Source organism: Flavobacterium sp. LS1R10, assembly GCF_003968825.1.
In the GTDB taxonomy this organism is placed as follows: Bacteria; Bacteroidota; Bacteroidia; order Flavobacteriales; family Flavobacteriaceae; genus Flavobacterium.
Genome location: NZ_RYDH01000001.1, coordinates 798,171 through 812,249, shown reverse-complemented (window position 1 = coordinate 812,249; position 14,079 = coordinate 798,171). Strand labels below are relative to the sequence as shown.

Here is a 14,079-nt window from a genome sequence, read left to right as displayed (position 1 = left end):
GACAGTTATAAAGTCTATAAGTCATAAAGTTGGAAAGTTTTAAAGTCAAAAGTTAAAAACAAGTCAATTCGAGCGCAGTCGAGAACTTTTTTAAAGTTAGTTGCTATTAGTAATAAATATTAAGGTGTGGCCCCATGTTGCTTTCTAAATTTTTAGACTCTTGTCTCTTGTCTAATTTTTTTGTTAATTTCTAAACTTTTAGACTTTCGACTTTTGACTAAAATTTCTGTCCCAATCTTTCCAAACGGGTTCGTATCCTTTGCTGGAAATAATTTTTGCAATCTCGGCAGCAGATCGCTCGTCACTGATTTCAAATTGTTCCAAAGATTGTGGATCAACTGCATAACCACCAGGATTAGTTTTAGAACCGGCACTCATACTGGTAATTCCAATTGGAATAATATTGTCCCGAAATTTCTCGTTCTCTCGGGTTGACAGGGAGATTTCTAAATCTTCATTCCACAAACGGTAGGCACAAATGAGCTGGGTCAAATCAGCATCATCCATGATAAAGTTGGGAGCAATCACTCCTTCTGCGGGTCGTAATCTGGGAAATGAAACTGCATATTTAGTTTGCCAATATGTTTTTTGTAAATAATCTAAATGCAAGGCATTAAAAAAACTGTCAGTGCGCCAATCTTCTAATCCCAATAAAACACCCAATCCTATTTTATGAATACCAGCAGTTCCTACACGATCTGGTGTTTCTAAACGAAAATCAAAATTGGATTTCTTTCCTTTGGTATGATACTGTTTATACACATCTCGATGATAGGTTTCCTGATACACTAAAATTGAATAAATACCAGCGTCATGTAATTGTTCGTATTCTTCTGTTGACAAGGGTTGCACTTCGGCTGAAATGGTTGAGAAATCGTTTTTTATTTGAGCAATTGCTTTTAGAAAATAATGAATGTTTACGGTCTGATTGGCTTCGCCTGTAACTAATAAAACATGATCAAATCCTGCTTTTTTTAAGACTTCAATTTCTTGCGTAATTTCATTTTCGGTCAGTGTTTTTCGTTTGATTTTGTTGTCTAAACTAAACCCACAATACGTACAAATGTTTTGGCATTCGTTGCTTAAATACAAAGGCGCATACATTTGAATCGTTTTGCCAAATCTTTTTTTGGTTGATTCCTGTGTGAGTTGTGCCATTTGCTCTAAGTAAGGTTTGGCAGCTGGTGAAATCAACGTCAGAAAATCATCGAGACTGCGTTTGTTTTTGCCTAACGCAGATTCGACTTCTATCGAAGTGGTATGGTATATTTTTGTTTTGATTGTTTCCCAATCGTAGTTGTCAAAAACCGATCTAAATGTGTTCATTGTTTTATTTTTTTTCGCAAAAAGGATATGCGGTTTTTGGCACGCAGATTCTGCAAATTTTCGCAGATTTTTTTAACCGTTTTTTTTAATTTTAGCTGTATATATAAGTGAAATCTGCGTGCTATTTTCTAATCCTTAATTATAATTTATTTGCAATTCGTTTAATGTCATCTAAAATAGTGACTGTATTAAAATTGACAAGTAGGCCTAATTTTTTATTAGTAAGTTTTAAATAGTTTGTAATTTGTTTGTAATGAATAGGTGCTAAATCTTCGACAGATTTCAATTCAATAATTACTTTGTCTTCTACTAATAAATCAATTTTAAAAGCAACATCTAATATGATTTCATCGTAAGGAATACTGATTTCTAATTGTCTTTCAACTTTTAAATTTATTTTAGTTAATTCATAATACAAAGCGCTTTCATAAACAGATTCAAATAAACCTGGACCGAGTGTATTGTACACTTTGAAAATGGCTCCTCTTATTTTGAATGATATGTCGTTTTCGGTCATTTTTAAGAATTTAAAAATTAGTACTAATTAATAACTAAATGTAGTTATTTTAATACAACTATAAATTTCTGTAGTCTGTAAATTATGCGAATTTTTGCAGATTCTTTTTAAGTTTTTATATGCGTAAATCTGCGTGCCATTTTTTCAACAGTTTTCTTGTAAATAGACCAAAAATATAGTACTCATTATAAATTAAATCTAGCTATTTCAATGCGATTTATAATTTTTTGTTACACGTATATTTTAGCCATTTTTTTATTTCCCATCTGCGAAAATCTGCAAAAGCTGTGTGCCATTTTTTCAACAGTTTTCTTGTAAATAGACCAAAAATATATTACTCATACAAAAACGCAGTCAAAGGACTTGAGGCCATTGCATGATTTACTTTTTGTGCTAATTGTGCTTCGAATGCTTTTCGACCAGCAATAACGGCTTCTCTAAAAGCTTCTGCCATCAATATTGGATTTCCTGCTACGGCTATTGCTGTGTTTACTAAAACCGCGTCAGCTCCGAGTTCCATCGCTTTTGCTGCATCGGATGGTGCGCCAATTCCAGCGTCTATAATCACGGGAACTCTGCTCTGTTCAATTATTATTTCTAAAAAATCGATAGTTTTCAGTCCTTTGTTGCTACCAATTGGAGAACCTAAAGGCATCACCGCCGAAGTTCCTGCGTCTTCCAGTCGTTTACATAAAACGGGATCCGCATGGATGTAAGGCAAAACGACAAACCCTAATTTGGCTAAAGCTTCCGTAGCTTTTAAGGTTTCGATTGCATCGGGCATTAAATATTTTGGATCGGGATGAATTTCCAGTTTAAGCCAATTGGTCTCCAACGCTTCTCGTGCTAATTGTGCCGCAAAAACCGCTTCTTTGGCATTTCGTGCGCCAGAAGTATTGGGTAGCAAATTAATCAGCGGATGTTTGAGATGGGATAAAATGGCATCGGTTTCCGTTTCTAAATCGATACGTTTTAGCGCTACCGTTACTAACTCGCTTCCAGAGGCTAAAACGGCTTCTTTCATCTGTTGGTTAGAACCGAATTTTCCTGTGCCTAAAAACAAGCGGGAATGAAAGGTCTTGTCTCCTATTTTAAATGGTACCATATAATTTGTCGTTAAGTTGCTTGATGAGTTGAGATGGATTTTTGCTTTGGGTGATCAAACCAGAAACTGCAATGCCCTGAATTCCGTTTTCCATCAGGTCTTCAACGTTTTCTAGTGTGATTCCTCCAATGGCATAAATGGGAATTTGGATGTTTTTTATTTTCATTTGTTGGATAATCAATCGATACCCTTCCAATCCTAAAATTGGGCTTAAATTTTGTTTGGTAGTTGTGAATTGGAATGGACCCAGGCCTATATAATCACAGTTTTCAGATGTCCTTTGGATCACATCTATAAAAGTATTTGCCGTTCCTCCAATGATTTTTGTTTTTCCTAAAAGGATTCGGGCCTCTTCCACTTTCATATCACTTAAACCCAGATGAACGCCATCCGCATCCAATTGCTTTGCCAAATGGACGTTGTCATTGATGATAAAAGTGGCTAAGTATTCTTTGCATACTATTTTTACGGCTTCCGCCAAAGTGAAAACGGCAAGCGCGTTTTGATTTTTGAATCGCATTTGTATCCAGTCACAACCATTATCCAGTGCTTTGTGAATATTGTGCAATTGTTCTTCGACAGTATTTCCTTGCGAAATGTAGTGTAGCTTATTATACATGATGATATCCTAATTTGGTTTGATTAGATTGTAAATAGGTTTCTATATATTTTTTGGCATTGATGCAAGCTGTTTTCAGGTCTAATCCCAAAGCTAAATTGGCTGTAATCGCTGATGATAATACACAGCCAGAGCCGTGTTTCTCGAAAACCGAAGTGTTATTTGGCGTAAGCATGAAGATTTCCTTTCCGGTATACAAACAGTCAACACCAATTGCCAGAGGATTGTGACCACCTTTTAGTAATACAGCGCACTGTTTTGACAGCTCGTGAGCAATTAAATCAGGTTTTTTTTCTGCTGCGGAAAGCTGTAAAATTTCATTGTAATTGGGTGTTATCAAATCTATTTTTTTCAATATTTCGATCAAAACAACTTGATTTTCTATAGTTATAAAACGGAATTCGGTTGTAGATTTTAAAACGGTATCCCAAACGATCTTTGTTTTTGGCGAAAGCTTTTTTATAGCAAAAACAATTTTTTTTAAATAATCCAGTGAAGGAACAATTCCAATTTTTACGGCTTTGATAGCATAATTTTCAAACAATTTGTCCAATGATCTCAAAACGAAAGCTTGGTCAGTCCAGTGCATTTCGAAGAACTGATTTTCGGTTTGAATGGTGTTACCGGTATTGACGGCAAAACCATAAACGTGATGTTGCTCGAATGTCTTGATGTCTGCTAAAACTCCCGCGCCTCCAGAAGGATCAAAGCCTGCAATTGTTACTACGAAAGGTCTGTTTTCTTGCATTGTTTAAAATTTTCTATTGGATGGTTACTATTCCAAATGGCACCTAAAAGTGCCACATCATCAAAGCCATATTTTAATGCCGTTTTAATTTTATCAGCTGTAATTCCACCAAGTGCTACTAATGAAGTTTCGTTATTCTTCCTTTGTTGCAATGCTTTTTTAAAGTCAATATCCGAAGCATACTTTGGTTTTGAAATACTTTCGAAAACAGGACCAAAAAAAGCATAAGCAAAAACAGTAGGTAGTTCTTCAAAATCAATCATTTGATGAATCGAAGTAGAGAGTTTAAATCCACTTTCTTTCCAGTTTTTTAAACTTTTCTCCGATGTTTCAATTCTTGCTTTTTCTGTAAAATGAATCCGATGTATTCCAGATGCTAAAGCCAGTTGGTGATGACTGTGCAAAACCACTTGCTGACGGAAATCTGATTTTATTTCGGATAAAAAAGCGTTCATTTCTGTTTCTGAAAAATCAGGTTTCCGAATATGAAGCAACTCCAGTCCATTCTCAAAAAGAGAATGAATGGTGTCGATTTCATTAATTACAGGAATTGGATTTGTGATTACGATCATAATCTTTTTTCTTTCCTCTTTCTTCTACAGTCTTATAAGTAAATTTCTTTGCCGCTTTCTACAAATTCTTTTGATTTTTCTTTCATGCCTTTTTCGGCTTCAGCTACATCGCGAATTTCTTGTGAAATTTTCATAGAACAAAATTTTGGTCCACACATGGAACAAAAATGAGCTACTTTGGCACCATCTGCTGGTAATGTTTCATCATGAAATTCACGAGCAGTATCGGGATCTAAGGACAAGTTGAATTGGTCTTCCCAACGGAATTCAAAACGGGCTTTGCTCAAGGCATTGTCACGGTATTGCGATCCAGGATGCCCTTTGGCCAAATCAGCAGCATGAGCCGAAATCTTATACGTGATTACGCCGTCTTTAACGTCTTTTTTGTTGGGTAAACCAAGGTGTTCTTTTGGTGTCACGTAGCATAACATCGCACAACCATACCAGCCAATCATAGCCGCGCCAATGGCAGAGGTGATGTGATCATAACCTGGAGCAATATCAGTAGTTAATGGTCCTAAAGTATAAAAAGGAGCTTCATCACAGTGCTCTAATTGTTTGTCCATGTTTTCCTTAATCATGTGCATGGGTACGTGGCCAGGGCCTTCAATAAATACCTGAACATCGTGTTTCCAGGCGATTTTTGTCAGTTCGCCAAGTGTTTCCAGCTCTGCAAACTGAGCGGCATCATTCGCATCGGCAATAGAACCGGGACGTAACCCATCTCCTAATGAAAACGCTACATCATATTGTTTCATAATTTCGCAAATGTCTTCAAAATGGGTGTAAAGAAAGTTTTCTTTATGGTGAAACAAACACCATTTTGCCATGATAGAGCCTCCACGGGAAACAATACCGGTAACACGTTCAGCAGTCAAATGGATGTAGCGCAATAAAACACCGGCATGGATGGTAAAATAGGAAACCCCTTGTTCCGCTTGTTCGATTAGCGTATCACGATAAACTTCCCAAGTGAGATCTTCGGCCACGCCATTTACTTTTTCCAAAGCTTGGTAAATAGGCACGGTTCCAATTGGCACAGGAGAATTTCGGATAATCCATTCTCTGGTTTCGTGAATGTTTTTACCGGTTGATAAATCCATAATCGTGTCAGCTCCCCAGCGGCATGCCCAAACTGCTTTTTCTACTTCTTCTTCGATTGTTGAGGTTACGGCGCTGTTGCCAATGTTAGCATTAATTTTCACTAAGAAGTTACGACCTACAATCATAGGCTCACTTTCTGGGTGGTTGATGTTATTTGGAATAATGGCACGTCCTCTGGCTACTTCGCTTCGGACAAATTCAGGGGTGATTTTCCCCACCCCAGCCCGGCCCGAAGGAGAGGGAGTGTTTGCGCCCCAACTATTTCCTTCGTGTTGGTGTTGCATGGCTTTGGTTTGTTCGTTTATCAACTCCAAGCGTTGGTTTTCACGAATGGCTATGTATTCCATTTCTGGAGTAATGATTCCTTGTTTTGCATAATACAATTGGGAAACGTTGGCTCCTTTTTTGGCACGCTTAGGTTTGTGCAAATATTCGAAACGCAATTCGTTTAGTTTTTCGTCATTCAAACGCTTTTTCCCGTATTCGGAAGAGATTTCACTTAATTCTTCGACATCATTACGATCCAGAATCCATTGTTCACGAATGCGGGGCAGTCCTTTTCGAATGTCAATTTCGATATTTGGGTCGGTAAATGGGCCCGAAGTGTCATAAACGGTTACAGGCGGGTTTTTTTCTATTCTGCCATTTGACATTTTAGTGTCAGTCAATGCAATTTCTCGCATCGCTACTTTTATGGGATGAATGGTTCCATCTACATAAATTTTTGTAGAATTAGGAAAAGGAGTGGTTGATATTTTTTCTTCGTATTTCATATTTTTTTTATTGAAAGATTTAAGTATTAAAAAATTGAAAGATTGAAGAGTGGATTTGATAAATATTTTAATCTTTCAATCTTTAAATTAAAATGGTTATCCTCCTTGAGTTGCAGAGATGATGAGAATGTTATCGGTTTCTTGTATGATGTGGGAATTCCAGTTGGATTTTGGAATTATACTATTGTTAATGGCTACCGCAATTCCGTTTTGTTTTATGGGAATTTCCAAGTCAAGAAGTGCCTGAACAGTAAGACTGTCAGTTGCAAATTGTTTCGTTTGATTGTTGATTTTGAGTTCCATTCCTTTTGAATTTAGTATACAGTTATACTTTAGGAATGGCTATAGGAGTACATAAATGTACCAGAAAGTCATCTTACTTTTCCCTACGCTAGTATGAACTAGATCAGGTTCAGAGGGTAATTCTCAGCCTACAATGTTGTAGACACCCCTAAAGTGTGAAACAAATGTAATGGTTTTTTTGATTAAAATTTCGGATTTAAAGTTTTATTTGATAATTTAAATGTCGAAAACGGATTACTCACTACTGTTTTTTCCAGCAATCTGCAACGTGATCATCAACCATTCCGGTGGCTTGCATGAGTGCATAAACTACTGTAGAACCGACGAATTTGAATCCGCGTTTTTTCAAATCTTTGCTTATTTTATCCGAAAGTGGAGTGGTTGCAGGAACTTCTTTTAGAGATTGTCGGTTGTTTTGAATGGGTTTTCCTCCAGTAAATTCCCAAATATATTTTGAAAAACCGCCAAATTCCTCTTGTACTTTCATAAAGGCAGTAGCATTAGAAACGGCTGCGCGAATTTTTAACTGATTGCGAATAATTCCTGCATCAAGGAGTAATTCCTGAATTTTATTTTCGGTATAAAATGCTGTTTTTTTATAGTCAAAATCATCAAAAGCCAATTGGAAATTTTCTCTCTTTTTTAGGATTGTAATCCAACTTAGTCCGGCTTGGAAAGTTTCTAAGATTAGAAATTCAAATAATTTTTGGTCCTCATATACTGGAACGCCCCATTCTTCGTCGTGGTATTTTTTGTATAAATCGCTGGAAGTGCACCAACCACATCTTGTTTTTTTATCCATAATTATTCTTTTTCTGCCGCTAAATAGTTTTTTATAATGTAGTGGCCCAAGTAAATTAAAGGAGTCAAGAGAATGGCAATTCCAAGTTTGAAGGTATATCCTGTCAAGGCGGAGGTTAGAAAAACGTCAAAGTTTATTTTGCCGGGCAACCAAAAAGCAATTCCCAACACAATAAAAGAATCGAATAATTGCGAAATGATAGTAGAACCCGTGGCTCTGAGCCATATTTTTTTGTTTCCTGTACGGTTTTTGAAAAACCAAAAAACGGTTACATCTATCAATTGAGAAACTAGGAACGCAATGATACTTCCCACTATGATCCACATGCTTTGTCCAAAAACGGCAAAAAACTGCTCATCATTGACTGGACTGATTCCTTTTGCGGCTGGTATATTGATCGCGAAAAGTAAAACAAGGAAAGAGTAGGCGATTAAACCGGCAGTGATTAAGGACAATTTCTTTACTCCTTTTTCTCCAAAGTATTCATTGATTAAATCAGTAGTCAGGAAAACAATAGGCCAAGGCAAAATGCCGATGCTCATTACAAACGGACCTATTTGTATCAATTTCCCACCGATGAGTTCTGCCGTAACGGCATTAGTGATAAAGATTCCGGCAAGAATAACAAATACAAGTTCTTTTTTGGTTTTGAACATAAAAAACAATTAATATCCAAATTTAGTGTTTTAATTGAAAAGTATTAATTTGTATTGTTGTTTTCGATGTAAATTTATTCTAAACATGATTCTATTTTTTTTCATTTTTATTGAATAAAATCGTTTAATTAATTTATAATCAAATTAGTGAAAAAGAAGAATCATGTAACTTTAATATTTTGGCTAGAGATATTTTTCCGATTATTAAGTTCAAATTTTTACATTAAACAAGTCAATTTGTGCTTAGCAGTCTTATCTAACATAGCTTTTGCTATTCATCCTCTACTTAGGATATTTTAAAAATATGGATTTTTTGAACGGTATTGAAAAAAAATATGACCATAAAAAAAGAGCCCAACTTGTGGACTCCTTTGTTTAATTAGTTTTAATTGGATTAAAATCCGCTTACATTCAATCTACCTCCTGTTAAACATTTTCCAGATAAAGAGGAAGTAGGAGTAGCACTGTTCAATAGTGCTGCTTTAATTTGTGCAGCTGTTGCACCAGGATTCAAAGATGCGTATAATGCAGCCGCTCCTGACACATGTGGAGTTGCCATTGAAGTTCCGTTATAACTAGCATAGCTAGATACAAACTTACCTTTAGATCTTGCAGGTACTGTTGACCATATTCCTGAACCAGGAGCGCCTAAATCAACAGAGGTAGCGCCAAATTGAGAGAAACTTGATAGAGCTCCTGTATTGGTAATTGATGCAACGGCGATTACATTTGCGTTAGGATAACTTGCAGGATAACTTGGTGTGGTGTCATTGTCAGTTCCACTATTCCCTGCAGCAGCAATGAACAGTATTCCAGCAGTATTGGCTCTCTCAATTGCATCCTGAAGACCTTGTGAGAATCCTCCTCCTCCCCAAGAGTTATTAGTAGCTACAATGTTTAAGCCATGTCTTGTTTTTAGATCAGTGAAATAGTCAATTGCTTTAATTGCATTTGCTAATGTTCCGCCTGTTCCACCTAAAAATTTAGCGTTTATCATTTTTACATTCCATACAACACCAGCAACACCTTTTCCATTACCTCCTACAGCACCAATAGTACCGGCAACATGTGTTCCGTGGTCATCGTCAACTCCGTCAAAAACAGTATTATCGTTTGCGGCAAAATCATAGCCATACACATCGTCAACAAGGCCATTGCTATCATCATCTATACCATTTCCATCTATTTCACCTGGGTTTTTACCTGCATTGGCTGCTAGATCTTCATGAGTATACATGTAACCTTCGTCAATAATACCGATATACACAGTAGCTGATCCTAACTTATTGTTTGCCCAAGCAGCTGCGGCTTGCGAACCAAACTGATTCGATGGAGAAGTTGTAGATCCATACATGCCCCAAAGTGAACCATTAGTATAATAAGTGTCATTTGAAACTGCAAAATGATTGTATATCCAGTTTGGCTCTGCATACTCTACTCCTTGTAAATCTTTAATAAGCTCAATAGCTTCCATTGTGCCTAACTTTGAATTTACCAATAAAATTTTTCCACCTGTAGTGTTTGTTTTAGCAGTGGAAGTTTTCATAGAATTAGTGTTAATAACTTCTACTGTAGTTCCTCCAATTAGAGATAAAATGTTTGTTGATGTTTTAGCTCCAGTTTCTGTAGGTTTAAATTTAATAAGTAGTTGGTTCGCAACATAACTTGGTTGTACCTTATTTTGTACTACTTCTGTTGGGTTTAAATTTTCATCAGTACAAGAGAAAAATGCGAACAAGACTAGGGATGCGATAAATAAATTCTTCATAAATTTGAGTTTTTGGTTTAAAAAGTTAAAAGTATTAAAAAAATAAGGTAACGATAACGTTTTCGGTAAAAATATAAATAATTTTAGGTGATGGTCGTTTTATGTTAAATTTTTACGATGCGCGTTTTTAGGTAGGAATTTTCGTTTTGTATTTATAAGCTATTTTAATTTAAATTGTTAGTGGTTAATGGACACTGCATGAAGTTCAGCTTTTTATAATCTAATATGTTTAAGAGTTCTTTTTGAATGAATGAATCCGATAAAAAAACCCATTTCAAATCTCTTTGAAATAGGTTGTATATAAATCTGAGTTCAAATATTATAATCTGAAATCAAAAAATCAATTTATCCTAACGCAGCTCTTTTGAAACCTGTTTCTCTGAGCCAGATTTTTTTATTTCATGTACGGTTTTTGAAAAACCAAAAAACAGTTACGTCTATCAATTGAGAAACTAAGAAGGCGATGATGCTTCCCACAATAATCCACATGCTTTGGCCAAAAACTGTTCGTCATTTACCGGGATTATCCCTTTTGCCACGGGAGTATTTATGGATAAAAACAAGAGGTTGAACGCATAAGTAATTAAAAAAGCGGTAATTAAAGATAATTTTTTACTCCTTTTTCTCCAAAGTATTCATTGATTAAATCAGTAGTCAGGAAAACAATAGGCCAAGGTAAAATGCCGATACTCATTACAAAGGGACCTATTTGTATCAGTTTTCCACCGATGAGTTCTGCGGTAACAGCGTTAGTAATGAAGATTCCGGCAAGAATAACAAAGACAAGTTCTTTTTTGGTTTTGAACATAAAAAACAATTAATATTCAAATTTAGTGTTTTAATTTATTTTTTGGAAGTGGTTTTTAGGGAATAAAAAAATCCCATTCGAGTGAACGAATGGGATTTATAATTTTTAAACAGAATATAAATAAATTTAAGATTCTGTCGTAAATTTTGAAAAAATTATCCTAACGCAGCTCTTTTGAAACCGGTAACGATAAGATCTTTATCTAAAGATTTAACATAAGCAGCAACGCTCATTTTGTTGTCTTTGATATAATCTTGGTTTACTAAAGTATTATCTTTAAAGAAACGAGCCAATTTACCTTTAGCGATATTGTCTAGCATTGCTTCTGGTTTACCTTCTTGACGTAGGATATCTTTGGCAATTTCTATTTCTTTAGCGATGGTGTCAGCATCAACACCCGTTTCGTCTAAAGCTATTGGAGCCATTGCAGCTGCTTGCATCGATACGTTTCTTGAAACTTCTTCAGCACCCTCTACATTTGCAGATAGCGCCACTAAAGTAGCAATTTTGTTTCCGGAGTGAATGTAAGATCCGATAAAGGCACCTTCTAATTTCTCGAAAGTTCTGATTTCTAATTTTTCACCGATAACACCCGTTTGTTCGATTAATTTATCCGCAACAGTGATTCCGTTGAAATCAGCTGCTAAAAATTCTTCTTTTGTATTGAAGTTCAATGCTAGATTAGCCATTTCAGTAGCCATTTTCACGAAGCTTTCATTCATTCCTACAAAGTCAGTCTCACAGTTTAAGGTGATTACAACTCCAGCAGTTTTATCAGCATTTACAACAGCAATTGCAGCACCTTCTGTAGATTCTCTATCAGAACGGTTTGCAGCTACTTTTTGTCCTTTTTTACGTAAGTTTTCGATAGCTAAATCAAAATCTCCTTCTGCTTCAACCAAGGCTTTTTTGCAGTCCATCATTCCTGCACCAGTGATTGTTCTTAATTTATTTACGTCTGCAGCAGTAATTGTTGCCATAATTTTTTTATTTTAAAGATTAAAAGATTGAGAAATTTAAAGACTTCATCATTAATTTTACAATCAATAATTTTTATCTTTAAATTCTTCAATCTTTAAATTTATTTTTATTCTTCAGTTGCAGGAGTTGGAGCTACTGTTTCGGTAACAGGAACAACTACTTCAGCAGCAACAGGAGCTACTACTTCAGCAGCAACAGGAAGATCAGTTTCTTTGTCAGATCCTCTATCAGAAAGTCCTTCGATAATTGCACCAGTTACTAAAGTTAAGATTTTGTCAATTGATTTAGAAGCATCATCGTTAGATGGGATTACAAATTCAACCTCTCTTGGGTCAGAATTGGTATCCACCATTGCGAAAACTGGAATGTTTAATTTTTGAGCTTCTTTTATTGCGATGTGTTCCGCTTTGATATCAACTACGAACAATGCAGCTGGTAGTCTTGACATGTCAGCGATTGAACCTAAGTTTTTCTCTAATTTGGCACGAAGACGATCTACTTGCAAACGTTCTTTTTTAGAAAGGGTCATGAAAGTACCGTCTTTCTTCATTTTATCAATAGTTGCCATTTTTTTAACAGCTTTACGGATAGTTACGAAGTTAGTTAGCATTCCACCAGGCCATCTTTCAGTGATGTAAGGCATGTTTGCAGCTTTAGCTTTTTCAGCTACGATGTCTTTAGCTTGTTTTTTGGTAGCTACGAATAATATTTTTCTACCTGATGCAGCGATTTTTTTCAAAGCGTCATTCGCTTCTTCAATTTTTGCTGCTGTTTTATAAAGATTGATAATGTGTATACCATTACGCTCCATATAAATGTAAGGGGCCATGTTTGGATCCCATTTTCTAGTCATGTGTCCGAAGTGTACACCTGCTTCTAGTAATTCTTTTACTTCTACTTTGTTTGACATTTTTTGTTTAGTTTACGTTCTGTTGATTAGCAATGTTCCTTTTTAATTTAAAGATTCAATCTTTTAATTGGGTTTCATTTAGATGCTAAACTAATTTCCCGTCTCAACGGGACAACAACAACATTGTTTTTAAATTTAATAATCAATACGTCTTGTATAAATAATACAAGACAGGTACTATTAACGTTTAGAGAATTGGAATCTCTTACGAGCTTTCTTCTGACCGAATTTCTTACGTTCAACCATTCTTGGATCTCTTGTCAATAAACCTTCTGGTTTCAGTATCGCTCTGTTTTCAGCATTTACTTCACACATAACACGTGCCAATGCCATTCTTACTGCTTCTGCTTGTCCAGTTGAACCACCTCCGTAAACGTTCACTTTTACATCAAAATTTGTTACATTTTCTGTCATAGACATAGGTTGTAATACTTTGTACTGTAACGTTGCAGTTGGGAAGTATGTTTCGAATGCTTTTTTGTTTACAGTGATTACTCCTGTTCCTTCCGAAACATAAACACGTGCAACAGCGGTTTTTCTTCTACCGATTTTGTGAATAACTCCCATTACTTAAGATCGTTAAGGTTAACTGTTCTAGGTTTTTGAGCGCCTTGTTTGTGCTCTGATCCTACAACAACATTTAAATTTCTAAAAAGTTCAGCACCTAATTTGTTTTTAGGTAGCATTCCTTTTATTGCTTTTTCAACTAGTAATGCAGGGTTTTTTGATTGCAATACTTCAGCAGTTAAAGTTCTTTGTCCTCCAGGATAACCAGTGTGACGGATGTAAGTTTTTTCTTTCATCTTGTTCCCTGTAAGGTTGATTTTTTCTGAGTTGATAACAATTACGTTATCTCCACAGTCAACGTGTGGCGTATAACTTGCTTTGTACTTACCTCTAAGGATCATTGCGATCTTCGAAGCCATACGACCTAAGTTATGCCCATCAGCATCTACAACAATCCACTCTTTTGTAACGGTGGCTTTGCTTGCTGATTGTGTCTTGTAGCTTAATGCGTCCATAATATTATTTTAATTAAACATTCCATCCCCAATAAAGGGGTTGCAAAAGTACAATTAATTATTTT

At 35.7% G+C, this 14,079-nt stretch carries 15 protein-coding genes, 1 pseudogene and 1 riboswitch; all 16 genes and pseudogenes read right to left on the bottom strand.

Features of this window, described 5'->3' with window-relative positions; all coding sequences use genetic code 11:
- Positions 1 to 198 precede the first annotated feature (198 nt).
- Positions 199 to 1,326 carry a 2-iminoacetate synthase ThiH gene (thiH, locus tag EKL96_RS03600; protein WP_126458304.1) on the bottom strand — a complete coding sequence of 376 codons (1,128 nt, stop codon included), beginning with the start codon at positions 1,324 to 1,326 and terminating at the stop codon, positions 199 to 201.
- Positions 1,327 to 1,465: 139 nt separating this feature from the next.
- Complete coding sequence (locus EKL96_RS03595; protein WP_126458301.1) at positions 1,466 to 1,843, bottom strand: GxxExxY protein; 378 nt, start codon at positions 1,841 to 1,843, stop codon at positions 1,466 to 1,468.
- A 334-nt stretch (positions 1,844 to 2,177) separates the two neighbouring features.
- Positions 2,178 to 2,948: a thiazole synthase gene (locus EKL96_RS03590; RefSeq protein ID WP_126458298.1), complete on the bottom strand. Its 771-nt coding sequence runs from the start codon at positions 2,946 to 2,948 to the stop codon at positions 2,178 to 2,180.
- Positions 2,935 to 3,567: a thiamine phosphate synthase gene (locus tag EKL96_RS03585; protein ID WP_126458295.1), complete on the bottom strand. Its 633-nt coding sequence runs from the start codon at positions 3,565 to 3,567 to the stop codon at positions 2,935 to 2,937. Before EKL96_RS03585 ends, EKL96_RS03590 begins: the two co-directional genes overlap by 14 nt.
- Positions 3,560 to 4,315 (bottom strand): hydroxymethylpyrimidine/phosphomethylpyrimidine kinase, encoded by a 756-nt coding sequence (locus tag EKL96_RS03580; protein ID WP_126458292.1) that lies wholly within the window; start codon positions 4,313 to 4,315, stop codon positions 3,560 to 3,562. Before EKL96_RS03580 ends, EKL96_RS03585 begins: the two co-directional genes overlap by 8 nt.
- Positions 4,291 to 4,887: a thiamine phosphate synthase gene (locus tag EKL96_RS03575; protein ID WP_126458289.1), complete on the bottom strand. Its 597-nt coding sequence runs from the start codon at positions 4,885 to 4,887 to the stop codon at positions 4,291 to 4,293. The genes EKL96_RS03580 and EKL96_RS03575 overlap by 25 nt, the downstream gene beginning before the upstream one ends.
- A 32-nt stretch (positions 4,888 to 4,919) precedes the next feature.
- Positions 4,920 to 6,764, bottom strand: coding sequence for a phosphomethylpyrimidine synthase ThiC (gene thiC / locus EKL96_RS03570; protein ID WP_126458286.1), 1,845 nt, complete (start codon positions 6,762 to 6,764; stop codon positions 4,920 to 4,922).
- A 96-nt stretch (positions 6,765 to 6,860) separates the two neighbouring features.
- Positions 6,861 to 7,067 (bottom strand): sulfur carrier protein ThiS, encoded by a 207-nt coding sequence (gene thiS, locus EKL96_RS03565; protein WP_126458283.1) that lies wholly within the window; start codon positions 7,065 to 7,067, stop codon positions 6,861 to 6,863.
- 63 nt (positions 7,068 to 7,130) lie between these two features.
- A riboswitch (TPP riboswitch) is annotated at positions 7,131 to 7,227 on the bottom strand.
- An 81-nt stretch (positions 7,228 to 7,308) separates the two neighbouring features.
- The gene (locus tag EKL96_RS03560; RefSeq protein ID WP_126458280.1) at positions 7,309 to 7,869 is read right to left on the bottom strand and encodes a DNA-3-methyladenine glycosylase I; all 561 of its coding nucleotides are present in this window, start codon (positions 7,867 to 7,869) and stop codon (positions 7,309 to 7,311) included.
- Between the two features lie 2 nt (positions 7,870 to 7,871).
- Positions 7,872 to 8,525 (bottom strand): queuosine precursor transporter, encoded by a 654-nt coding sequence (locus EKL96_RS03555; protein WP_126458277.1) that lies wholly within the window; start codon positions 8,523 to 8,525, stop codon positions 7,872 to 7,874.
- 394 nt (positions 8,526 to 8,919) lie between these two features.
- On the bottom strand, positions 8,920 to 10,293 hold the full coding sequence (locus EKL96_RS03550) for a S8 family peptidase (RefSeq protein ID WP_126458274.1): 1,374 nt from the start codon (positions 10,291 to 10,293) through the stop codon (positions 8,920 to 8,922).
- Between the two features lie 402 nt (positions 10,294 to 10,695).
- Positions 10,696 to 11,101 (bottom strand): annotated as a pseudogene (locus EKL96_RS03545) (queuosine precursor transporter); the annotation flags it as partial.
- Between the two features lie 155 nt (positions 11,102 to 11,256).
- On the bottom strand, positions 11,257 to 12,081 hold the full coding sequence (tsf, locus tag EKL96_RS03540) for a translation elongation factor Ts (RefSeq protein ID WP_126458271.1): 825 nt from the start codon (positions 12,079 to 12,081) through the stop codon (positions 11,257 to 11,259).
- Positions 12,082 to 12,188: 107 nt separating this feature from the next.
- A complete protein-coding gene (rpsB, locus tag EKL96_RS03535) occupies positions 12,189 to 12,992 on the bottom strand; it encodes a 30S ribosomal protein S2 (RefSeq protein ID WP_126458268.1) in 804 nt (267 codons plus the stop codon).
- A gap of 180 nt (positions 12,993 to 13,172) precedes the next feature.
- On the bottom strand, positions 13,173 to 13,559 hold the full coding sequence (rpsI, locus tag EKL96_RS03530) for a 30S ribosomal protein S9 (RefSeq protein ID WP_126453913.1): 387 nt from the start codon (positions 13,557 to 13,559) through the stop codon (positions 13,173 to 13,175).
- Complete coding sequence (gene rplM, locus EKL96_RS03525) at positions 13,559 to 14,014, bottom strand: 50S ribosomal protein L13 (protein ID WP_066080505.1); 456 nt, start codon at positions 14,012 to 14,014, stop codon at positions 13,559 to 13,561. Before rplM ends, rpsI begins: the two co-directional genes overlap by 1 nt.
- Between the last annotated feature and the right edge of the window lie 65 nt (positions 14,015 to 14,079).

Coding starts and splice junctions, on each gene's coding strand:
- rpsB (WP_126458268.1), bottom strand. CDS start 12,992: ATGTCAAACAAAGTAGAAGTAAAAGAATTACTAGAAGCAGGTGTACAC.
- thiS (WP_126458283.1), bottom strand. CDS start 7,067: ATGGAACTCAAAATCAACAATCAAACGAAACAATTTGCAACTGACAGT.
- rpsI (WP_126453913.1), bottom strand. CDS start 13,559: ATGGGAGTTATTCACAAAATCGGTAGAAGAAAAACCGCTGTTGCACGT.
- EKL96_RS03580 (WP_126458292.1), bottom strand. CDS start 4,315: ATGCAAGAAAACAGACCTTTCGTAGTAACAATTGCAGGCTTTGATCCT.
- thiC (WP_126458286.1), bottom strand. CDS start 6,764: ATGAAATACGAAGAAAAAATATCAACCACTCCTTTTCCTAATTCTACA.
- thiH (WP_126458304.1), bottom strand. CDS start 1,326: ATGAACACATTTAGATCGGTTTTTGACAACTACGATTGGGAAACAATC.
- EKL96_RS03575 (WP_126458289.1), bottom strand. CDS start 4,887: ATGATCGTAATCACAAATCCAATTCCTGTAATTAATGAAATCGACACC.
- EKL96_RS03585 (WP_126458295.1), bottom strand. CDS start 3,567: ATGTATAATAAGCTACACTACATTTCGCAAGGAAATACTGTCGAAGAA.
- tsf (WP_126458271.1), bottom strand. CDS start 12,081: ATGGCAACAATTACTGCTGCAGACGTAAATAAATTAAGAACAATCACT.
- rplM (WP_066080505.1), bottom strand. CDS start 14,014: ATGGACGCATTAAGCTACAAGACACAATCAGCAAGCAAAGCCACCGTT.
- EKL96_RS03555 (WP_126458277.1), bottom strand. CDS start 8,525: ATGTTCAAAACCAAAAAAGAACTTGTATTTGTTATTCTTGCCGGAATC.
- EKL96_RS03560 (WP_126458280.1), bottom strand. CDS start 7,869: ATGGATAAAAAAACAAGATGTGGTTGGTGCACTTCCAGCGATTTATAC.
- EKL96_RS03590 (WP_126458298.1), bottom strand. CDS start 2,948: ATGGTACCATTTAAAATAGGAGACAAGACCTTTCATTCCCGCTTGTTT.
- EKL96_RS03595 (WP_126458301.1), bottom strand. CDS start 1,843: ATGACCGAAAACGACATATCATTCAAAATAAGAGGAGCCATTTTCAAA.
- EKL96_RS03550 (WP_126458274.1), bottom strand. CDS start 10,293: ATGAAGAATTTATTTATCGCATCCCTAGTCTTGTTCGCATTTTTCTCT.